The following is a 17,046-nucleotide window of genomic DNA, read 5'->3' on the forward strand; positions in this document are numbered from 1 at the left end:
GGTGACCAGCCGTTGATTCATCATTCGGACCGAGGCATTCAGTATTGCTGCGATCGCTACCAGCGCCTGCACGCTCGTCATGGCATCCGCTGTTCGATGACCGATGGCTACGACTGCTACCAGAATGCCTTGGCGGAGCGGGTTAATGGAATCCTGAAAACGGAGTTCCTGTTGGTGCAGCCTTGGGACCTGGACCAAGCCCGCACCATGGTCAACGAATCGGTTGAAATTTATAACCGTGACCGGCCCCACCTGGCCCTGAAATACAAAACGCCCGATGCAGTGCATCGGGCGCTCTGAGGCGAAATTAGGTGTCAACCTATTTCAGGACTAGACAACTCGTCTTAGCTCGCGTCATTCCTATCAGCGGTCGTCACCACGACGGCGCCAGCCTACGGTCAGGGCATGGATCAGCAACCCAAACGTCGCCCCGTGCGACAACAGCAAGAGCGGTACCACCCCACCCCGCTCGAACCACTGCCAGATAGCGACCAGCAAACATCCCAACACGAGATTGAGGGACAACCTTGCCAGCAACCCCGGCAGGCGTTTACGTGCCGGCTGGGTCAGGAGCCGCCAGGCAACGCCAGCGACGATGGCTACCACGGCAAAAGCGATGAGAATTAATGATAAACGCCCCTGATCGACAGCCCCGAACCAATACCGAGGTAGCGTTGCGAGTATCGCCACCAACACGCCGATTAACGTGCTGAGACGCTCGGGGGTCATGGATGCAGTCATGATGGACTCCGTCAGCCTTTGCGCAAGCCCTGCTCTTCGATCCAGGCTTCCACCCAGGGTATTGCTGCATCGTCCGCCATGAACGTTTCCATGGCATCGACCTCGAGACGCTCACCAAGCCGTTGCGCCCCATGCTCTTCCAGCAAGGCATCGAGGGAGCGCCCCGCCCCACAGTAGGTTTCGCCATAGGAACTGTCACCCAGGGCAATCAACCCGTAGCGCAACTCGGTCAGTGCCGGATGACGTTCGTCGATTTCGCGAGCGAACGGCACGAAATTGCCGGGATAGTCGCCGCTACCCGTTGTCGAGACGCAAAAGAGCGCCAGATCGGTGGGCGAATCGATCAGGTCGTCCAGTGTCGGCTGCTCGAGGATGCTGACATCGTAACCTGCTTCCTCGAAGAGAGGCTTGACCTGCTCCGCGACATCCAGGGCACCGCCATACATGGTACCGACGAAAATCTTTAGCGTGGACATTGATGGCCATTGCTTGGGAAATTTGCCCGAATGTTAGCATGGAATCCCCAATGCGCCCACGCACGGCGCCGGACTGCCATTGGGAATGCGCAAGCCCCTTGCGCTGGCTATACTGGCCCTCTCATCGTAAGGAGGCAAACATGGAGAGCACATTCGAGGCTTGGATCACGCCGATCATGATCGGCGGCCTGATCCTTTTCATGTGCTTCATCATCTGGGACCTGGCACGCAAGTCAAAGGCCGGCAAGTTCGGCACCATCATGCTGTTTATCGTGCTGGGGGCAGGCATGCTTGGCTTCGTCATCAAGACGGTCATTACCGAGATGATGGAGAGCGGCGGCTTGTAGCTCCAAGCGCCAATGTAGTGACCGATGCAGTGAAAAAGCCACGCCATGGAGCATGGCGTGGCTGGAGCGGAGCTGGTCTGACGGGACTGTCTTGTGCCCGGATGCAATCAGGAATGCGTTGCGACGACGTCGGAAATTTCACCTTCGAACTGCTCAACCCGAGCCTTGAGTTTCTGGCCCGGCCGAAACGTCACCACCCGACGTGCCGAAATGGGGATTTCTTCACCAGTCTTGGGGTTGCGCCCCGGTCGCTCTCGCTTGTCGCGCAGGTCGAAGTTGCCGAATCCCGACAGCTTGACCTGTTCGTTTTCGCGCAGGCAGCCGCGGATTTCCTCGAAGAACGCTTCAACCATGCTCTTGGCTTCGCGCTTGGAGAAGCCAAGTTCCGTATGAAGATGTTCGGCCAGTTCCGCCTTGGTCAACGCACCCATGGTCACTCCTTCGTGCAGGATGTCGATTCAGCCCCGCAGTTCCGCCTCGAAGCGCAGCCGGGACTCGGCGATGATCCCATCGACTAACTGATTGATTTCATCATCATTCAGCGTGCGTGAAGGATGCTGCCAGGTCAAGCCCAAGGCGATACTCTTGCGACCTTTCTCTACGCCTGCCCCTTGGTAGACGTCGAAAAGACGCAGATCGGTCAGCCATTCTCCGGCTTTCTCGCGCAGGGTATCCAGTAGCGCCTGAACCGGCACGTCCTCCTCGACGACCAGCGCCAGGTCACGACGGACCTCGGGGTAGCGGGACAGCGGCGTGAATGCCGGCAAACGGCCTTCGCTCAGCGCATCGAGCCTGACTTCGAACAGATAGGCATCGACACGCAGCCCGAGCTCGGCGCGTACTGCCGGGTGTAACGCACCGATCCAGCCTGCCGGCTTCTCATGGCGATAGATCCGTGCCGCCTGGCCGGGATGCAGTGCGGGATGCTCATCCGGCTCGAAGCGCCAGGCAGACGACTCACCGCCAACGGCAATCAAGCTTTCCAGGTCGCCCTTGAGATCGAAGAAATCGACACTCTCACGGTGGGCCGCCCACCCTTCGGGATCGCGTACGCCACAGATCAGCCCGCCCAGCATGGGAAGCTGTTCCAGCGCATCGAGCTGACCACGGAATACCAGCCCCGTCTCGAACAGGCGAACGCGCTGCTGCTGGCGATTGAGGTTATGCATCAACGCCTTGACCAGGCCCGGGAACAGGCTGGCGCGCATGACCGACATATCGCTGGAAATCGGATTGGCCAGTTGCGGCGCGTCGACGCCCGGTGCCAGCAGGGCCTGGAGGTCGGGAGCCACGAAACTGTAGCTGATCGCTTCCTGATATCCTCGCGCCACCATCTGGCGACGCAACCTCGCCATTGGCTGGCGGCTTTCGCCATCTGCCCGCAGCCCAAGCCGCGCCGCGGGACGCCGTACCGGCAAGCGATTGTAGCCATGAATACGCGCCAACTCTTCGATCAGGTCTTCTTCGATGGCAATGTCGAAACGCCAGCTCGGCACCGTGACCAACCAGCTTCCTTCGCCATCGACGACGACCTGCATCCCCAGGCGCTCGAGGATATCGACAACATCCTCTCCCGGTAGCGCCAGGTTCAGGCACTGCTCGATGCGGGCAGCACGCAAACGGACCTGCCGTTCGACCGGAAGGTGGTCGGGGCTGGCCGTCTCGCTGAGCGGACCCGGTTCACCACCGGTTATTTCGAGCAGCAGCGTGGTAGCTCGCTCAACGGCTTGACGAGTCAGCGCCGGATCGACACCACGCTCGAAACGGTGCGAGGCATCGGTATGCAAGCCATAGGAGCGCGCCTGGCCGGCCACAGCCAATGGCGTGAAGAAAGCCGACTCAAGGAAGACATCGCGCGTTCTTGCACTGACCCCTGAATGCTCCCCGCCCATGACGCCGGCAATCGCCAACGGCTTTTCACCGTCCGCAATGATCAGCGAGTCCTCGCGCAGGGCAACACTCTGTCCGTCGAGAAGGACCAGTGTCTCGCCCTCGCGCGCCGAACGCACCACGATGCCTTCGCTCAGATTGGCCAGGTCGAAGGCATGCATCGGCTGCCCCAACTCAAGCATCACATAGTTGGTGATGTCGACGACCGGGTCGATGGAACGCACACCGCTACGGCGCAACCGCTCGACCATCCACAGCGGTGTAGTAGCCGTGACATCGACATTCTTTACGACACGCCCCACATAGCGGGGACAGCGCTCGGGAGCCTCGACATGGACAGGGAACACCTCGTCATGAACAGGTGCGTGCTCCCCGGCTTCGGGCGGTGTCAACGGCAGACGGTTCAACACGCCCACTTCACGCGCCATGCCCTTCAGGCTCAGGCAATCGCCCCGGTTGGGTGTCAGATCGACCTCGATCATGTGGTCATCGAGGTGCATCCACTCGCGAAAGTCCTTGCCCTTCGGTGCGTCTAGCGGCAGTTCGAGGATACCGGCAGACGTCTCCTCCTCGAGACCCAGCTCAGAGGCCGAGCAGATCATGCCGCGGGACTCCACGCCACGCAGCTTGGCCTTCCTGATCTTGAAATCGCCAGGCAGTACCGCCCCGACCCGCGCGAAAGGCACTTTTTGGCCCACGGCCACATTAGGGGCGCCGCACACTACCTGAACGTCCTCGCCGGAGCCATCGTCGACACGACAGACATTGAGCTTGTCTGCGTCAGGATGCGTAACCTTGTCGACGACTTCGGCGACGACCACGCCTTCGAAAACCGAAGCCACCGGCTCGACGGCATCCACCTCGAGGCCAGCCATGGTGATCTGGTCGGCAAGCGCCTGGGTCTCCAGCGTGGGAGAAACCCATTCACGCAACCACTGTTCGGAAAATTTCATCTTGCCTTCCTATCTCCTCTAAGCGGTCAGGCGAACTGGCGCAGAAAGCGCAGATCGTTTTCGAAAAACAGGCGCAGATCGTTGACACCATATCGCAGCATCGCGAGTCGTTCGGCTCCCATGCCGAAGGCAAACCCCTTGTAGCGCTCGGCATCGATTCCAGAATGCTTGAACACTGCCGGGTGCACCATGCCGCAGCCCATGACCTCGAGCCAGCCGCTATGCGAGCAGACACGGCAACCGTCGCCATTGCATATCACGCACTGGATATCGACCTCGGCGGACGGCTCGGTGAACGGAAAATAGGATGGCCGGAAGCGCACGGACAATTCGTCACGCTCGAAGAACGCCTTGAGGAAGTCCTCGATGGTTCCCTTGAGATCGGCGAAACTGACATCTTCGTCGACCAGCAGCCCTTCGACCTGATGGAACATCGGTGTATGGGTCAGGTCGGAATCGCTGCGGTAGACGCGCCCCGGACAGACGATGCGAATCGGTGGCTCCTGGCTCTTCATGGTTCTCACCTGGACTGGCGAGGTATGCGTGCGCAGTAACCGCGTGGCGTCGAAATAGAAGGTATCGGCCATGCCGCGTGCCGGATGATGGGCCGGAATGTTGAGCGCCTCGAAGTTATGGTAGTCGTCCTCGATCTCGGGTCCGACGGCAACGTCATAACCGATACGGGTGAACAGCCCTTCGATACGCTCCAACGTGCGTGTCACGGGATGCAGGCCACCATTGGTCTGGCCGCGCCCTGGCAGGGTGACGTCCAGACGCTCGGCGGCCAGACGCGCCTGTAGCGCTTCCTGTTCAAGGGCGTGCTTGCGCGCATCCAGTTCGCTGCTGAGCTGCTGCTTGGCCTGGTTGATTCTCTCGCCAGCCTGAGGGCGCTCCTCGGGGGCCAGCTTGCCCAGCCCCTTGAGCAAGGCGGTGATCTCACCCTTCTTGCCGAGGTACCGAACCCTGACCTCGTCAAGCGATGCCACGCCGTCCGCCGCCGCGATGGCTGCACGCGCCTCGGCTACCAGATTGGGAAGATGCTCCATCCGTTCTGCTCCGAAACTTGGGTCAAAAAGCGCCAGGTGGCGCTCAAAAAAACAGGGGAAGAGCGGCTGCTCTTCCCCTGCGACGTTCACGATGGTTGACGATACCTTAGTGGTATCGCAGCCATCATTTACTGGGCAGCCTTGGCCTTCTCGACGATAGCGGCAAAGGCGGCCTTTTCGTGAACGGCGAGATCGGCCAGCACCTTACGGTCGATCTCGATACCCGCCTGCTTGAGGCCGGCAATGAAGCGGCTATAGGACAGTCCGTTCTGGCGGGCCGCCGCATTGATACGGGCGATCCACAGGGCGCGGAACTGGCGCTTGCGCTGACGGCGGTCACGGTAGGCGTACTGGCCTGCCTTGATGACAGCCTGCTTGGCAACGCGGAATACACGCGACCGGGCACCGTAGTAGCCCTTGGCCTGCTTCAAGATCTTCTTGTGACGGCGACGTGCAACGACGCCACGCTTGACACGAGTCATAGCATTCTCCTGACGTTAAGACGGTTCTACCAAGGGTTACAGGTTGGGCAGCATGCGCTGGATCAGAGCCTTGTCGGCATCGTGAATCAGCTTGGTGCCGCGCAGCTGACGCTTACGCTTGGTGGATTTCTTGGTCAGGATGTGGCTACGGAAAGACTGCTTGTGCTTGAAGCCGTTAGCTGTCTTCTTGAAGCGCTTGGAAGCGCCACTGTTGCTCTTGATTTTCGGCATGAGTGAAAACTCCGCTCGGTTTCTTTAGAAAACCCGGGGCCGATAGCCATGACGACACGCATCATGGCTATCCGTTTAACTGCCTTCGGATCACTTCTTCTTGGGGGCGAGGATCATGATCATCTGGCGCCCTTCCATCTTGGGGAAGGACTCGACGTTCGCCAGTTCCTCGAGATCCGCGGCGATGCGCTCCATCAGCTTGCGGCCGATCTCCTGGTGCGCCATCTCGCGGCCACGGAAACGCAGCGTGACCTTGCCCTTGTCGCCACCTTCGAGGAAGCGGATCAGGTTACGTAGCTTGACCTGATAATCGCCCTCGTCGGTGCCAGGCCGGAATTTGACTTCCTTGACCTGGATCTGCTTGGTCTTCTTCTTCTGAGCAGCCTTTTGCTTTTTCTGCTCGAAGACGAATTTGCCGTAATCCATGATCTTGCAGACGATCGGATCGGCATTGGAAATCTGCACCAGGTCTAGGCCAGCCGCTTCGGCGCGCTCCAACGCGTCCCGCGTCGGTACGACACCCAACTGCTCGCCATCACTGTCGATAAGGCGAACCTGATCCTCGGTAATCCGCTCATTCATCGGGGGGCGCTTTTCTTGGGGCCGCCCTCTTGGGTTGCTTCGCTTGATCGCTATGTCTCCGTTCTGGTTGACGTTGTCGTTAGCCCCGTTCGGCGTCAAGGCGCGCCATCAGGTCCTCGACCTTCATGGTGCCCAGATCTTCACCGCTACGGGTACGAACGGCCACTGAATCGGACTCGATTTCCTTGTCCCCGACTACCAGCAGGTACGGGACCTTCTGCAACGTATGCTCACGAATTTTAAAGCCGATCTTCTCGTTCCTCAAGTCCGCCTTGACGCGGAAGCCGATTTTCTGCAAGCGGCGCTCAAGATCGAGAGCATAATCACGTTGTGCGTCGGTAATGGTCAGGATAGAGGCCTGCTGCGGCGCCAGCCATAACGGTAGCGCACCGGCGTAATGCTCGATCAGGATCCCCAGGAAACGCTCGAACGAACCGAGAATCGCCCTGTGCAGCATGACTGGCGTCTTGCGTGCGCCATCCTCATCGACATATTGAGCGCCCAGGCGCCCCGGCAGGTTGAAATCAAGTTGCAGGGTACCACACTGCCAGACACGATTCAGGCAATCGCGCAACGAGAATTCGATCTTGGGCCCATAGAACGCCCCTTCGCCAGGCAACAGCTCCCACTCCAGCCCCGAAGCATCCAGTGCCTGTGCCAGGCCCTTCTCGGCGCGCTCCCAATTTTCGAGCTCGCCGACATAGGAATCGGGACGCGTAGAGAGCTTGAGTTCGACGTCATCGAATCCCAGATCCTTGTAGACCTGCAGCGTCAATTTGATGAACGCCTCGGCCTCGGATTGGATTTGCCCTTCCGTACAGAAGATATGCGCGTCGTCCTGGGTAAAGGCGCGCACACGCATGAGGCCATGCAGCGAGCCGGACGGCTCGTTTCGATGACAGCTACCGAACTCGGCCAGCCGCAGCGGCAAGTCGCGGTAGCTCTTGAGGCCCTGGTTGAAGACCTGGACATGACCGGGACAGTTCATCGGCTTGACCGCAAAATCCCGCTTTTCCGACTCGGTGGTGAACATGAGTTCGGAATAATGGCCCCAGTGACCGGACTTCTTCCATAGCGATAGATCGATGACCTGGGGCGTCTTGATCTCCTGGTAGCCGTGCTCCCGCTGTACACGACGCATGTATTGCTCGAGCGCCTGATATATCGTCCAGCCGTTGGGATGCCAGAAGACCATGCCGGGCGCCTCTTCCTGCAGGTGGAAGAGGTCCATGCGCTTGGCCAGCTTGCGGTGATCGCGCTTTTCCGCCTCTTCGAGGCGCTTGAGATAGGCGTTGAGCTGCTTCTTGTCGGGCCAGGCCGTCCCGTAGATACGGGTCAGCATGGGCTTGCTAGCATCGCCACGCCAATAGGCCCCGGCCAGCTTGGTCAGCTTGAAGGCCTTGAGGTGGCGTGTGTTGGGCACGTGCGGGCCGCGGCACATGTCCGTATATTCTTCATGGTGATACAGACGAATGGTATCGCCTTCGGGAATCTCGCGGACGATTTCCTGCTTGTAGGGCTCGTCGCGATGCAGGAACGTCAACATGGCCTTGTCGCGGTCAGCGTATTCGCGCACCACGTCATAGCCCTTGTCGATCAACTGCTTCATGCGCTGCTCGATGGCTTCGAGGTCCTCGGGGTTCACCGAGCGACCGAAGTCGATGTCATAGTAGAAACCGTCCTCGATGACGGGACCGATGGCCATCTTGGCATCGGGATAAAGCTGCTTGACGGCATGCCCGATCAGGTGAGCACAGGAATGCCGGATAATCTCGAGCCCTTCCGGATCCTTGGCGGTAAGGATCGCCACCTCGGCATCCTGCTCGATCATGTCGGCTGCATCGACCGCAATGCCGTTGATCTTGCCACCGACACAGGCCTTGGCCAGGCCAGGACCGATGGACTCGGCAAGTTGCATGATGCTGATGGATTCTTCGAACGTTCTTTGACTACCGTCAGGCAGGGTAACGATGGGCATTGAAGGCTTCCTTCGGGCGCAGTGGTGATCCATACCAGGGACCACGTATCGCAGGAGTCATGAATTGAGTCGAATGCTTCGGTTCCTACCGGGCCATCACGCAGTAGACATGTTCCGGACATGTGGGGTGAGACGTTGCCCGATGGCGGATGCCGAAGAGGGAGGAACATTAGCAGCCCTGGTAACCGTTCGTCCACCGCTACGTCGTCGATCGATTCGTTTACGCTCATAAAGAAAAAGAGGGTGCCAATTGGCACCCTCTCCTTTCATGACCGGGTCATGCCCGGCGGCGATCCAGCGAGGCTGGAGGCTCGATTACTGCTGCCACTCGCCGAGTTCGACACGGCGGTTCTGGGCGCGGCCCGCAGCCGTCTCGTTGGTCGCGATCGGCTGCTCTTCACCGTAACCGATGGCCTGCATGCGGCTGGCAGCGATGCCCTGAGATGTCAGGTAGTCCTTGACGGAGTTGGCACGACGCTGGGACAGATCCTTGTTGTAGGAATCGGAACCGACAGAATCGGTATGACCTTCCAGACGCACCCGAACGTTCTCGTTGGCGCTCAGCTTCTGCGCAACGCCGTCGAGGATACGCTCGGCCCCAGGCGTCAGCTGGGCAGAGTCGAACTCGAAGTTGACGTCCTGGAGGACCACATCGGCTTCACAGCCCAATGCGTTGACCTCGGCACCTGCCGGGGTGTTCGGGCACTGATCCATGTAATCCGGTACGCCGTCGCCATCGGAATCCAGCGGGCAGCCGGAAGCGTTGACTTCGACACCGGCCGGCGTTCCCGGGCACTCATCCATGTAGTCCGGCACACCGTCACCGTCGGTATCGAGCGGGCAACCGCTGGCATCGACAGCCACACCGGCCGGCGTGTTCGGACACTGGTCGCGATCGTCGGGCACGCCATCGCCATCGCTATCGCCTATCTGCGACGAGAAATCCGCGCAAAGCAGTGCGCCAGCAGTAGCGCCAGCCACGCTACCCAGCGCTGCGCCATCGTCCTCGTCTGATTCGCTGCTGGTGGCATAACCGATACCACCCCCGATCAGGCCGCCGGCCAGACCACAGACGAACGGCGACTGATACCAGGCGTCCTGTTCGCTTCCATAGGAAGAAGTGGACTGAGCACCCGAGTTGGCGCAGCCCGACAGGCCAACGACCAGAGCGGAACCCAGCAACAAGCCAGTGGTTGATTTTTTCATGTAAGACTCCTTCTTAACACACAGCGCTAGTTGTAACGTAACGTTACTTAGCAGGGCAAAAAACTGCCCCTCTAAGGAAGTGAGCCTCAAAAGCTCATCCATCCCCCGAAAAAGAAAGCACCCGGCAAATGCCGGCCAAACAAACCGTGCCTTCCCGTCATCGTTGCATACTATGGCAACGATTCACGGTTCTACCTATCCTAGCAGCACTCTCAAGGGCCGACAGGATATTGGCTGATCCTTTTACCATCTGTAACAGCCTCGTATAAGGCTGGATAATCCACAGGCATTATGCAAGATGGTGATGAATAAGCCCAAGAAAAATTCCTCTCCCTGCCTCAAGCAACGGGTCGGGAAAATCATAGCCCGGGTGATGCAGTGGGAGGCATTCCTCCCCCGCCCCCAAGGTGAACATCGCACCATTGGCGACAGCACTCAAGGCGCCGAAGTCCTCCGACCAGCGATGCGGCGTTTCCATGCGCGACACCGGCAACCCCTGACCGGCAGCCACCGTTTCGACCGCTCGCACCGCCTCTTCTGTATTGGTTGTGGCGGCAAAAGCATCGCACCAATCGATCTCGATGCCCAGTTGTTCCTCTTCGGCTTCGGCACGCGCCAAGGCAACGGCCGCTTCCGCCAGTGCCCGCATCATATCGTCACTTGCCGTACGCAACGTCGCCATCACTTCTGCCTGACCTGGCGATGTCCCGAAAGCGATTTCGCCAAGACGGGCATGTATGAGCGTGACCATGACAAGGCCATGGTCGTCGGGCATTTGCTGCGGAAGACGCTTCAGCCCCTGCAGAATACGGCACATGGCCATGGCAGGACTGCGTCCCAACTCGGGGTGAGCAGCATGGGAACACAAGCCATTCAGGCGAATGATCATGCCACGTGAAGCACAGGTAAACGCCCCGTTGCGAACCGAGACTTCGCCCATGGGACGTCCGGGCAAGTTGTGAAAGGCATAGGCATGATCCGGGCGAATGCGCTCGAAATCATCGCACGCCACGATACGCCTGGCCCCTTCCCCCGTCTCTTCCGCCGGTTGGAAGAGCAGCACGACTTCGCCACGCGCGGGGCGCTGATGCGCCAGGCGCTGGGCCACACCCAGCAACACGGCCATATGGCCATCATGACCACAACTGTGGGCCACATGCTCGCGTATCGACCGCCAGTGCTTGTCGCCCTGCTCGTCGATCGGCAACGCATCGAGTTCGGCACGCAGTAATACACGTGGCCCGGGTATCTCCCCCTGAAACACGCCAGCCACGCCATGGCCACCCAGGTTGCGTAGCACCTGATCGGCGCCAGCCTCCTCCAGCCATGCGGCAATGCGTTCTGCCGTTGCAACCTCCTCGCCTGACAGTTCCGGCACGGCATGCAGGTGGTGACGAAGTTCCGCAAGAGAGGTATCGAGCATTATCATCTGGGCCCTCGTCATTCGCTAGTTCAGGCTGGAAGGCCAGCGCTGCTTGAAATCGAGTACGTTACGCGCCGCCTGGAGAATACTGTCGCGTAATTCATCCTCGACTGCCAGGCGCTCTCGGTCCTCACGCATACGCTCGCGCGGAGACAGCTCACGACGCGCCGAGTGCGTATGCAGGTGAGACGTGCGCTGATGCACTTCGCCAAATATCCGAAAGCCGGAGCGCTCGATCAGAGCCGGGTCGATGATTTCCAACAACACCTTGCAGCGCAGGCTGCCCTCGATCGGATCGACCTGATCATTGAGCATGGCTGTGGCTAACAGCTCAAGACTTTGCAGGCAATTGTCGTTGGCACGACGGACTTCGTCTTTCTTCAGTGCCTCGCGACGCTTGACCTCGCGCCACAACTTGGTGGCATAGCTGCTCAGGGCGATGATCACGATCACCCCCGCACCCAGCATTAGCCAGGCTGCTGTTTCACTCATCTCTTCCTCGACCGTCGATGAATTGAGCGCAGTATACGTGGCCGATTCCCTTGGCCCAACCGGGGAATTAGCCATTCCCCCTCTCCGGCACGGTCCGGTGCCGCAAGGCATACCTCCATTGCCACCAGTTGAGCTAGGGTGTGGTAGGGTCTGCCGCATTTCAGGATTGCAGCAAGGGAGATAGTGCATGGATAACCCAACCAATGATCAGGAAGCGCGCCCGTCGACGGCGGCGCGTATCGGCTTATGGCTAGGCCCGGCCTGGCTCGTGCTTACGCTGGTCTTGCCCGCCCCGGCCGGTATGTCCGAACCGGCCTGGGCCTGTGTCGGCCTGGCCCTGCTGATGGCCACCTGGTGGGCGACCGAAGCCATCCCGATTCCCGCCACCTCGTTACTGCCCTTGGTGTTGGTCCCCGCCATGGGTATCGGTGAACTCACGCCAACCGCCTCGAGCTATGCCAACCCGATCATTTTCCTGTTCCTCGGCGGCTTTCTGCTCGGCATCGGCATGCAGCGCTGGAACCTGCACCGTCGAATCGCATTGAAGGTGCTGCAGATAGTCGGGCATCAGCCCCGCCGCCAGATCGGTGGTTTCATGATTGCGACGGGCTTTCTCAGCATGTGGGTGTCGAATACCGCGACCAGCATCATGATGCTCCCCATCGGCATGTCGGTCATTTCGCTTCTCGAGAAGAACGACCCCAGGGAGCTGAACCGTTATGCCACGGCCTTGTTGCTGGCGATCGCCTATTCGGCAAGCATCGGTGGCATCGCCACCCTGATAGGCACACCACCCAACGCCTTGCTGGCAGGCTACCTGGCCGAGGATCGGGGAATCGATATCGGCTTCGCTCAATGGATGATGGTTGGTGTCCCCGTCAGTATATCGATGATGCTGATTGCCTGGTGGTGGCTGACCCGTGGCGGCTTTTCGCTGGGTAGCAATGAAGAGAGCGCTGCCATGGTAAAAAGTGAGTTACGGGCACTCGGCACCACGACGACAGCCGAGCGCCGGGTCGGTATCGTGTTCCTGCTGGCCGCATTGGCCTGGGTCTTCCGCCCGCTGCTCAACGATGCCGGCATAGCCTGGCTCAACGACACCAGCATTGCCATCGCTGCGGGCCTTGCCCTGTTCCTGTTACCCAGCGGTAACGAAAAGAATGTACGTCTGCTCGACTGGGAGCGCGCCAAAGGATTGCCCTGGGGTGTTTTGCTGCTGTTCGGTGGCGGCCTGGCCCTGGCCGGTGCGATCAAAAGCTCGGGGCTGGCGGAGTGGATCGCGAACCAGCTCTCCGTGTTTGGCGCCCTGCCGCTGATTCTGCTGGTCGGCATCGTGGTGCTGGTCATCATCTTCCTGACCGAAGTGACCTCCAATACAGCAACGGCAGCAGCGTTCCTGCCCCTGCTCGGCGCACTGGCCCTGTCGCTGGATGTCTCGCCACTTTTGATCACCGTCCCGGCGGCGATTGCTGCTAGTTGCGCCTTCATGATGCCGGTGGCTACGCCACCTAATGCCATCGTTTTCGCAACGGGGCACATGAAGATCCAGTCGATGATTCGCGCTGGCTTCATGCTCAACCTGGCCGGCACCGTGGTGGTCACGCTGCTGGCCTACCTGCTTGTCGGGGCCTTCTGGTAAGTGGGCCTTGCCGGACAAAGCCGCCGTTGCATCGGCGGCTTTTGTCATTGCGTAGATCTTGTCCGACTCTATTAACCGACCAGCCCGGCATGGTGATCCAGCAGCAAGAGCGCAAAGACGCCCAGGATATAGCGAATCGAGAACCAGAATGCGGCAAGCGGCGCGCTTTCGTCCTTGGTCCGCCAGACACGCCAGTTCCATTGCATGAAGCGCACGTTGAGTGCAGCGACACCGACCAGGTAAACGGCACCAGCCATGCCGGTAGCATACGGTAACAAGGTGATAGCCACGGTCAGCCAGCCATACAGCCAGACCTGCAAGCGGGTGAAAGCCTCACCATGCGTCACTGGCAGCATCGGTACGTTGGCGCGCGCGTACTCATCGCGCTTGTGGATGGCCAAGGCCCAGAAATGGGGTGGCGTCCAGGCAAAGACGATAAGTACCAGCAGCAGCGCCTCGGGCTCGGCGCTGCCAGTCACTGATGTCCAGCCCAGCAGTGGCGGCGCCGCCCCGGCCAGGCCACCGATCGTGATGTTCTGAGGAGTCGCCCGCTTCAAGAATGCTGTATAGACGAGCGCATAGCCCAGCAACGAGGCCAGGGTCAACCAGGCGGTCAATAGATTGACTTGCCAGGCCAATAGCCCGAGCCCCGTCACGGAAAGCAGCAACGCCCAACCGAGTGCGAGCACTGTCGGCAATCGGCGCGACGCCACCGGGCGCCTGGCGGTCCGTACCATCATCGCATCGAGCCGACGATCCAGAATGTGATTGAAGGCAGCTGCACCGGAAGCCGCCAGGCCAATTCCTACCAAGCCGAAAACCACGGCGTCACCAGGTGGCAAGCCTGGTACGGACAATGCCATTCCGACAAGCGCGCAGACCAGCATGACCACCACGACACGCGGTTTTCCAAGCTCGACCAAGTCTCGCCAGTGCCATGTCGACAAGGCGACCGGGGGTTCGGCGACTAACGAATCACGCATTGATCCACTCCTCTTCAGGCTCGATACCCGGCGGACGCGCCAACAGACGACGCGGCAGACTGGAAACCCGCCAGACTGCGGCTGTCATTGCCAGAACGAGCAGCGCAGCGCCTGCGGTATGCGCCAGTGCCAGCCCGAGCGGCAACCAGAACAGGACATTGGCAATTCCCAGCCCGGCCTGGACAAGGTAGGCCGCCATCGCCACCCCCAGGAAAGGCCGCAAGGCGGTATCGCGGCGATAGCGCCAAACTAGAAGCCATAGCGCGATTCCCAGCAATACCGCGCCAAAGCGGTGTGCCACATGAATGGCCGTACGGGCTTCGGCGTGCAACTTGCCGTGCAGATAACTGGGACCGACCGACTGAGTCAGGTGAAAGCCTTCGCCCCAGTCCATTGCTGGCCACCACTGGCCGTTGCACGAGGGAATGCCTTGGCAGGCGATACCGGCATAGTTACTTGATGTCCAACCGCCCAGCATCAATTGTCCGGCAAGCACGACGATTGCAAACAGCCACAGCCCACCTGGCCAGGCCAAGCGTGCCAGTCTCGCGGACCACCAAGGCTGTGAGGCGATTTGCCGCTGGCGCAAGTGCAGCCACAGGAACAGCAGCATGATGCTCATTCCACCGACGAGATGCAGCGTGACGATCTGAGGCCAGAGCCGAAGCGTCACCGTAAATGCCCCGAAGGCACCTTGCACAATGATCAGCCCCAGCAGTGCCAGGCTAGTGCGCACGGGATAGCCGGGCACGTGACGTAAGCGCCAGGCAAGCCAGGCAAGCCCGATGACGACCAGGCCGAGACCGCTGGCCAGGTAACGATGGATCATCTCGAACCAGGCCTTTCCGGCATCGAGTGGGGCGTGGGGGAACCGCGCCAATGCCGTGGCACTGTCAGGGACCAGCACATGACCGTAGCACCCCGGCCAGTCGGGGCAACCCAGCCCGGCATCCTCCAATCGCGTCCAGGCGCCCATCAGGATCACCCCGAACGCCACGATCACCCCCAGTAGACTCAAGGCCTTGGCCAGACGCATTCTGGCGTGCACAGCTTCCATTGCTGTCGCTCCTCTTCAGTCGTCTTCCCTGTCGGTCGTCTTCTCCCTGGGCAGCTCACTCCCTGATTGCCAGGGCAGGCTGCGGATTCATCTTCAGCAGGTGTCTCAGGTCCTCCAATACTTCCTCGGCCTCGTGATACGGCCGATAGCTCAACACCACCTGACCCTCGGGATCGATCAGCCACAGCGATCCCTCATGACTCCAAGCGGGACGTGCACGCCACTGAGCGACTATCTCGCCAGGCAAAGCGCCAGTCTGGCCGCCGAAGCGCAACCGAGTCAGGCGTGGGGCTTCGCGACCCAGTGCACGGTGCAAGCGCCACCAGCGATCAGCGATGGCTGGGCAATCCATTGCGCAGTCGTAGGCCAGCACCCAGTCGAAGGGCCCCAGTGACAATGACGACGCCTGCATAGGCCATGCCTGGAGATTGGGTAACGCCGGCATCAGTTGCCCATGAGCCACGCGCTCGTCGGGAATCCCGACACGCCACTCGACCATGCTCCAGGCTACGATGAGAGGCCCGATGAAAACCCCGATCAATGCCAGCAGCTTGAGTCGCTGGCGTCCGGCATGGCTGAGATGCATTGTCATGGCGAGTTCTCCCAGGGTAGCCGAGGCGAGGCATGCCGCCTGCCGAACCACATCATCGCCAGTGCAGCGATCGCCAATAGCCACCACTGCACCGCATAGGCCATATGTCGTTCGGGCGGCATCACGCTAGGCGTCCACCAAGCGGCAAATGCCCCATCGCCTCCGGCCTGATGCAACCATCCAGCGTAGGCAAAGCGGGACGCGTCCCGCCAGGAAGCAAGTTCGATGCGCTGCAGGCGCCTTCCTTCCTGGTTGGGCCCGAATAGCGGTGCTGTTTCACCAGCGACCTGCCACTGCCCAAGGACGTCGACCGGGCCCACCGGGGTGGGTATGTCCGGATCGTGCCGGTAGGGTCCGGTCGGCACGAAGCCTCGTTCAATCAACCACCAGCGCCCTTGAGGGTCGACCAGTGGAGTGAGCACGGCCACGCCGACCTGCCCCTTCCTGACACGATTATCGAGAAAGCGGGTTTCCTGGGGCAAAAAGCGGCCATGAAGAAGAATTTGTGCCCCGTCGGGTGGCGATTGTTGGGGCATGGACAACAACGGAGCACTGTCCAGCGCCGCCAGATGAATTCGCTTTTCCTCGGCACGTTGCCACTGCCAGGCTCCGAGCCCCATACCCAGCACAACGACCAGGCTCCATAACACCCACCACAGGCAATACCACTTGACGCCACCCGCAGGCTTGTTTGAACTGAACGTGACCATGTCGCGGGGACCTCCCATGATCAAAGTCCTGATTGCAGTCGTGTTTCTTGCCATGCTCACCAGCTTGCTGGCCGGCGCCGGTTTTCTGCTGCGTGACGACAGCCACTCGCGACGCCTGCTGACCTCTCTGAAGATCCGCGTCACCCTGGCCGTCGTACTGGTTACGCTGCTGGTCTACGGCTTCTACTTCGGCAACCTGGCCAACACCGTCTGACCTC

At 60.3% G+C, this 17,046-nt stretch carries 19 protein-coding genes and 1 pseudogene; 4 read left to right on the forward strand and 16 right to left on the reverse strand.

From position 1 onward, the window contains the following. Nucleotides 1-334: pseudogene (locus BM194_RS19035) on the forward strand (transposase); the annotation flags it as partial. Between the two features lie 29 nt (nt 335-363). Here BM194_RS19035 and BM194_RS19040 read toward each other — a convergent pair. Both BM194_RS19040 and BM194_RS19045 read right to left on the reverse strand, forming a co-directional pair. Next, the gene (locus BM194_RS19040) at nt 364-741 is read right to left on the reverse strand and encodes a hypothetical protein (protein WP_092850204.1); all 378 of its coding nucleotides are present in this window, start codon (nt 739-741) and stop codon (nt 364-366) included. An 11-nt stretch (nt 742-752) separates the two neighbouring features. Further along, nucleotides 753-1,217: a flavodoxin gene (locus tag BM194_RS19045; protein WP_092850207.1), complete on the reverse strand. Its 465-nt coding sequence runs from the start codon at nt 1,215-1,217 to the stop codon at nt 753-755. 140 nt (nt 1,218-1,357) lie between these two features. Between BM194_RS19045 and BM194_RS19050 the strand changes: the two genes are divergently transcribed. Then, complete coding sequence (locus BM194_RS19050) at nt 1,358-1,564, forward strand: DUF2788 domain-containing protein (RefSeq protein WP_092850209.1); 207 nt, start codon at nt 1,358-1,360, stop codon at nt 1,562-1,564. A gap of 107 nt (nt 1,565-1,671) precedes the next feature. Here the strand turns inward: BM194_RS19050 and ihfA are convergent, their stop codons facing one another. The 10 genes from ihfA to BM194_RS19100 all read right to left on the reverse strand — a co-directional run bounded on the left by ihfA (nt 1,672) and on the right by BM194_RS19100 (nt 11,922). Continuing rightward, nucleotides 1,672-1,995: an integration host factor subunit alpha gene (gene ihfA / locus BM194_RS19055; protein WP_092850211.1), complete on the reverse strand. Its 324-nt coding sequence runs from the start codon at nt 1,993-1,995 to the stop codon at nt 1,672-1,674. 27 nt (nt 1,996-2,022) lie between these two features. Then, on the reverse strand, nt 2,023-4,407 hold the full coding sequence (pheT, locus tag BM194_RS19060; protein ID WP_092850213.1) for a phenylalanine--tRNA ligase subunit beta: 2,385 nt from the start codon (nt 4,405-4,407) through the stop codon (nt 2,023-2,025). Nucleotides 4,408-4,433: 26 nt separating this feature from the next. After that, entirely contained in the window at nt 4,434-5,453 is a 1,020-nt protein-coding gene (gene pheS / locus BM194_RS19065) for a phenylalanine--tRNA ligase subunit alpha (RefSeq protein WP_092850215.1), read from the reverse strand. Nucleotides 5,454-5,581: 128 nt separating this feature from the next. Continuing rightward, nucleotides 5,582-5,935: a 50S ribosomal protein L20 gene (rplT, locus tag BM194_RS19070; RefSeq protein WP_092850218.1), complete on the reverse strand. Its 354-nt coding sequence runs from the start codon at nt 5,933-5,935 to the stop codon at nt 5,582-5,584. A gap of 36 nt (nt 5,936-5,971) precedes the next feature. Next, the gene (gene rpmI / locus BM194_RS19075) at nt 5,972-6,166 is read right to left on the reverse strand and encodes a 50S ribosomal protein L35 (RefSeq protein WP_092850220.1); all 195 of its coding nucleotides are present in this window, start codon (nt 6,164-6,166) and stop codon (nt 5,972-5,974) included. Between the two features lie 90 nt (nt 6,167-6,256). After that, nucleotides 6,257-6,847 carry a translation initiation factor IF-3 gene (gene infC, locus BM194_RS19080; protein WP_462877424.1) on the reverse strand — a complete coding sequence of 197 codons (591 nt, stop codon included), beginning with the start codon at nt 6,845-6,847 and terminating at the stop codon, nt 6,257-6,259. Next, nucleotides 6,828-8,726, reverse strand: coding sequence for a threonine--tRNA ligase (thrS, locus tag BM194_RS19085; RefSeq protein WP_092850222.1), 1,899 nt, complete (start codon nt 8,724-8,726; stop codon nt 6,828-6,830). The genes infC and thrS overlap by 20 nt, the downstream gene beginning before the upstream one ends. A 315-nt stretch (nt 8,727-9,041) precedes the next feature. Next, nucleotides 9,042-9,932, reverse strand: coding sequence for an OmpA family protein (locus BM194_RS19090; RefSeq protein WP_092850225.1), 891 nt, complete (start codon nt 9,930-9,932; stop codon nt 9,042-9,044). 289 nt (nt 9,933-10,221) lie between these two features. Further along, nucleotides 10,222-11,361, reverse strand: coding sequence for an amidohydrolase (locus BM194_RS19095; RefSeq protein ID WP_092850227.1), 1,140 nt, complete (start codon nt 11,359-11,361; stop codon nt 10,222-10,224). A gap of 18 nt (nt 11,362-11,379) precedes the next feature. After that, complete coding sequence (locus BM194_RS19100; protein ID WP_340148092.1) at nt 11,380-11,922, reverse strand: DUF2489 domain-containing protein; 543 nt, start codon at nt 11,920-11,922, stop codon at nt 11,380-11,382. Nucleotides 11,923-12,034: 112 nt separating this feature from the next. On the opposite strand from BM194_RS19100, the gene BM194_RS19105 reads away from it, so the two are divergent. After that, a complete protein-coding gene (locus BM194_RS19105) occupies nt 12,035-13,486 on the forward strand; it encodes an SLC13 family permease (protein ID WP_092850232.1) in 1,452 nt (483 codons plus the stop codon). Between the two features lie 71 nt (nt 13,487-13,557). Here BM194_RS19105 and cyoE read toward each other — a convergent pair whose 3' ends face one another. Genes cyoE through BM194_RS19125 form a run of 4 tightly spaced genes read right to left on the reverse strand, consistent with a single transcriptional unit; the run spans nt 13,558 to nt 16,846 of the window. Further along, the gene (cyoE, locus tag BM194_RS19110; RefSeq protein WP_092850236.1) at nt 13,558-14,469 is read right to left on the reverse strand and encodes a heme o synthase; all 912 of its coding nucleotides are present in this window, start codon (nt 14,467-14,469) and stop codon (nt 13,558-13,560) included. Next, entirely contained in the window at nt 14,462-15,526 is a 1,065-nt protein-coding gene (locus BM194_RS19115; protein ID WP_092850239.1) for a COX15/CtaA family protein, read from the reverse strand. The genes cyoE and BM194_RS19115 overlap by 8 nt, the downstream gene beginning before the upstream one ends. 55 nt (nt 15,527-15,581) lie before the next feature. Continuing rightward, the gene (locus BM194_RS19120) at nt 15,582-16,118 is read right to left on the reverse strand and encodes a hypothetical protein (protein WP_092850242.1); all 537 of its coding nucleotides are present in this window, start codon (nt 16,116-16,118) and stop codon (nt 15,582-15,584) included. Continuing rightward, entirely contained in the window at nt 16,115-16,846 is a 732-nt protein-coding gene (locus BM194_RS19125; protein ID WP_092850245.1) for an SURF1 family protein, read from the reverse strand. Before BM194_RS19125 ends, BM194_RS19120 begins: the two co-directional genes overlap by 4 nt. On the opposite strand from BM194_RS19125, the gene BM194_RS19130 reads away from it, so the two are divergent. After that, a complete protein-coding gene (locus tag BM194_RS19130) occupies nt 16,845-17,042 on the forward strand; it encodes a DUF2909 family protein (protein WP_092850248.1) in 198 nt (65 codons plus the stop codon). The genes BM194_RS19125 and BM194_RS19130 overlap by 2 nt on opposite strands. Nucleotides 17,043-17,046: the final 4 nt, after the last annotated feature.

The sequence above is a fragment of the Modicisalibacter xianhensis genome (assembly GCF_900113605.1).
Taxonomy (GTDB): Bacteria; Pseudomonadota; Gammaproteobacteria; order Pseudomonadales; family Halomonadaceae; genus Modicisalibacter; species Modicisalibacter xianhensis.

What these genes read in the sequence shown, in the direction of transcription:
- BM194_RS19105 (WP_092850232.1), top strand. Translation starts at nt 12,035, where the DNA reads ATGGATAACCCAACCAATGATCAGGAAGCGCGCCCGTCGACGGCGGCG.
- BM194_RS19125 (WP_092850245.1), bottom strand. Translation starts at nt 16,846, where the DNA reads ATGGGAGGTCCCCGCGACATGGTCACGTTCAGTTCAAACAAGCCTGCG.
- rpmI (WP_092850220.1), bottom strand. Translation starts at nt 6,166, where the DNA reads ATGCCGAAAATCAAGAGCAACAGTGGCGCTTCCAAGCGCTTCAAGAAG.
- BM194_RS19115 (WP_092850239.1), bottom strand. Translation starts at nt 15,526, where the DNA reads ATGGAAGCTGTGCACGCCAGAATGCGTCTGGCCAAGGCCTTGAGTCTA.
- BM194_RS19095 (WP_092850227.1), bottom strand. Translation starts at nt 11,361, where the DNA reads ATGATAATGCTCGATACCTCTCTTGCGGAACTTCGTCACCACCTGCAT.
- BM194_RS19040 (WP_092850204.1), bottom strand. Translation starts at nt 741, where the DNA reads ATGACTGCATCCATGACCCCCGAGCGTCTCAGCACGTTAATCGGCGTG.
- ihfA (WP_092850211.1), bottom strand. Translation starts at nt 1,995, where the DNA reads ATGGGTGCGTTGACCAAGGCGGAACTGGCCGAACATCTTCATACGGAA.
- pheT (WP_092850213.1), bottom strand. Translation starts at nt 4,407, where the DNA reads ATGAAATTTTCCGAACAGTGGTTGCGTGAATGGGTTTCTCCCACGCTG.
- BM194_RS19045 (WP_092850207.1), bottom strand. Translation starts at nt 1,217, where the DNA reads ATGTCCACGCTAAAGATTTTCGTCGGTACCATGTATGGCGGTGCCCTG.
- pheS (WP_092850215.1), bottom strand. Translation starts at nt 5,453, where the DNA reads ATGGAGCATCTTCCCAATCTGGTAGCCGAGGCGCGTGCAGCCATCGCG.
- BM194_RS19050 (WP_092850209.1), top strand. Translation starts at nt 1,358, where the DNA reads ATGGAGAGCACATTCGAGGCTTGGATCACGCCGATCATGATCGGCGGC.
- cyoE (WP_092850236.1), bottom strand. Translation starts at nt 14,469, where the DNA reads ATGCGTGATTCGTTAGTCGCCGAACCCCCGGTCGCCTTGTCGACATGG.
- thrS (WP_092850222.1), bottom strand. Translation starts at nt 8,726, where the DNA reads ATGCCCATCGTTACCCTGCCTGACGGTAGTCAAAGAACGTTCGAAGAA.
- BM194_RS19130 (WP_092850248.1), top strand. Translation starts at nt 16,845, where the DNA reads ATGATCAAAGTCCTGATTGCAGTCGTGTTTCTTGCCATGCTCACCAGC.
- BM194_RS19090 (WP_092850225.1), bottom strand. Translation starts at nt 9,932, where the DNA reads ATGAAAAAATCAACCACTGGCTTGTTGCTGGGTTCCGCTCTGGTCGTT.
- BM194_RS19120 (WP_092850242.1), bottom strand. Translation starts at nt 16,118, where the DNA reads ATGACAATGCATCTCAGCCATGCCGGACGCCAGCGACTCAAGCTGCTG.
- rplT (WP_092850218.1), bottom strand. Translation starts at nt 5,935, where the DNA reads ATGACTCGTGTCAAGCGTGGCGTCGTTGCACGTCGCCGTCACAAGAAG.
- BM194_RS19100 (WP_340148092.1), bottom strand. Translation starts at nt 11,922, where the DNA reads ATGGCTAATTCCCCGGTTGGGCCAAGGGAATCGGCCACGTATACTGCG.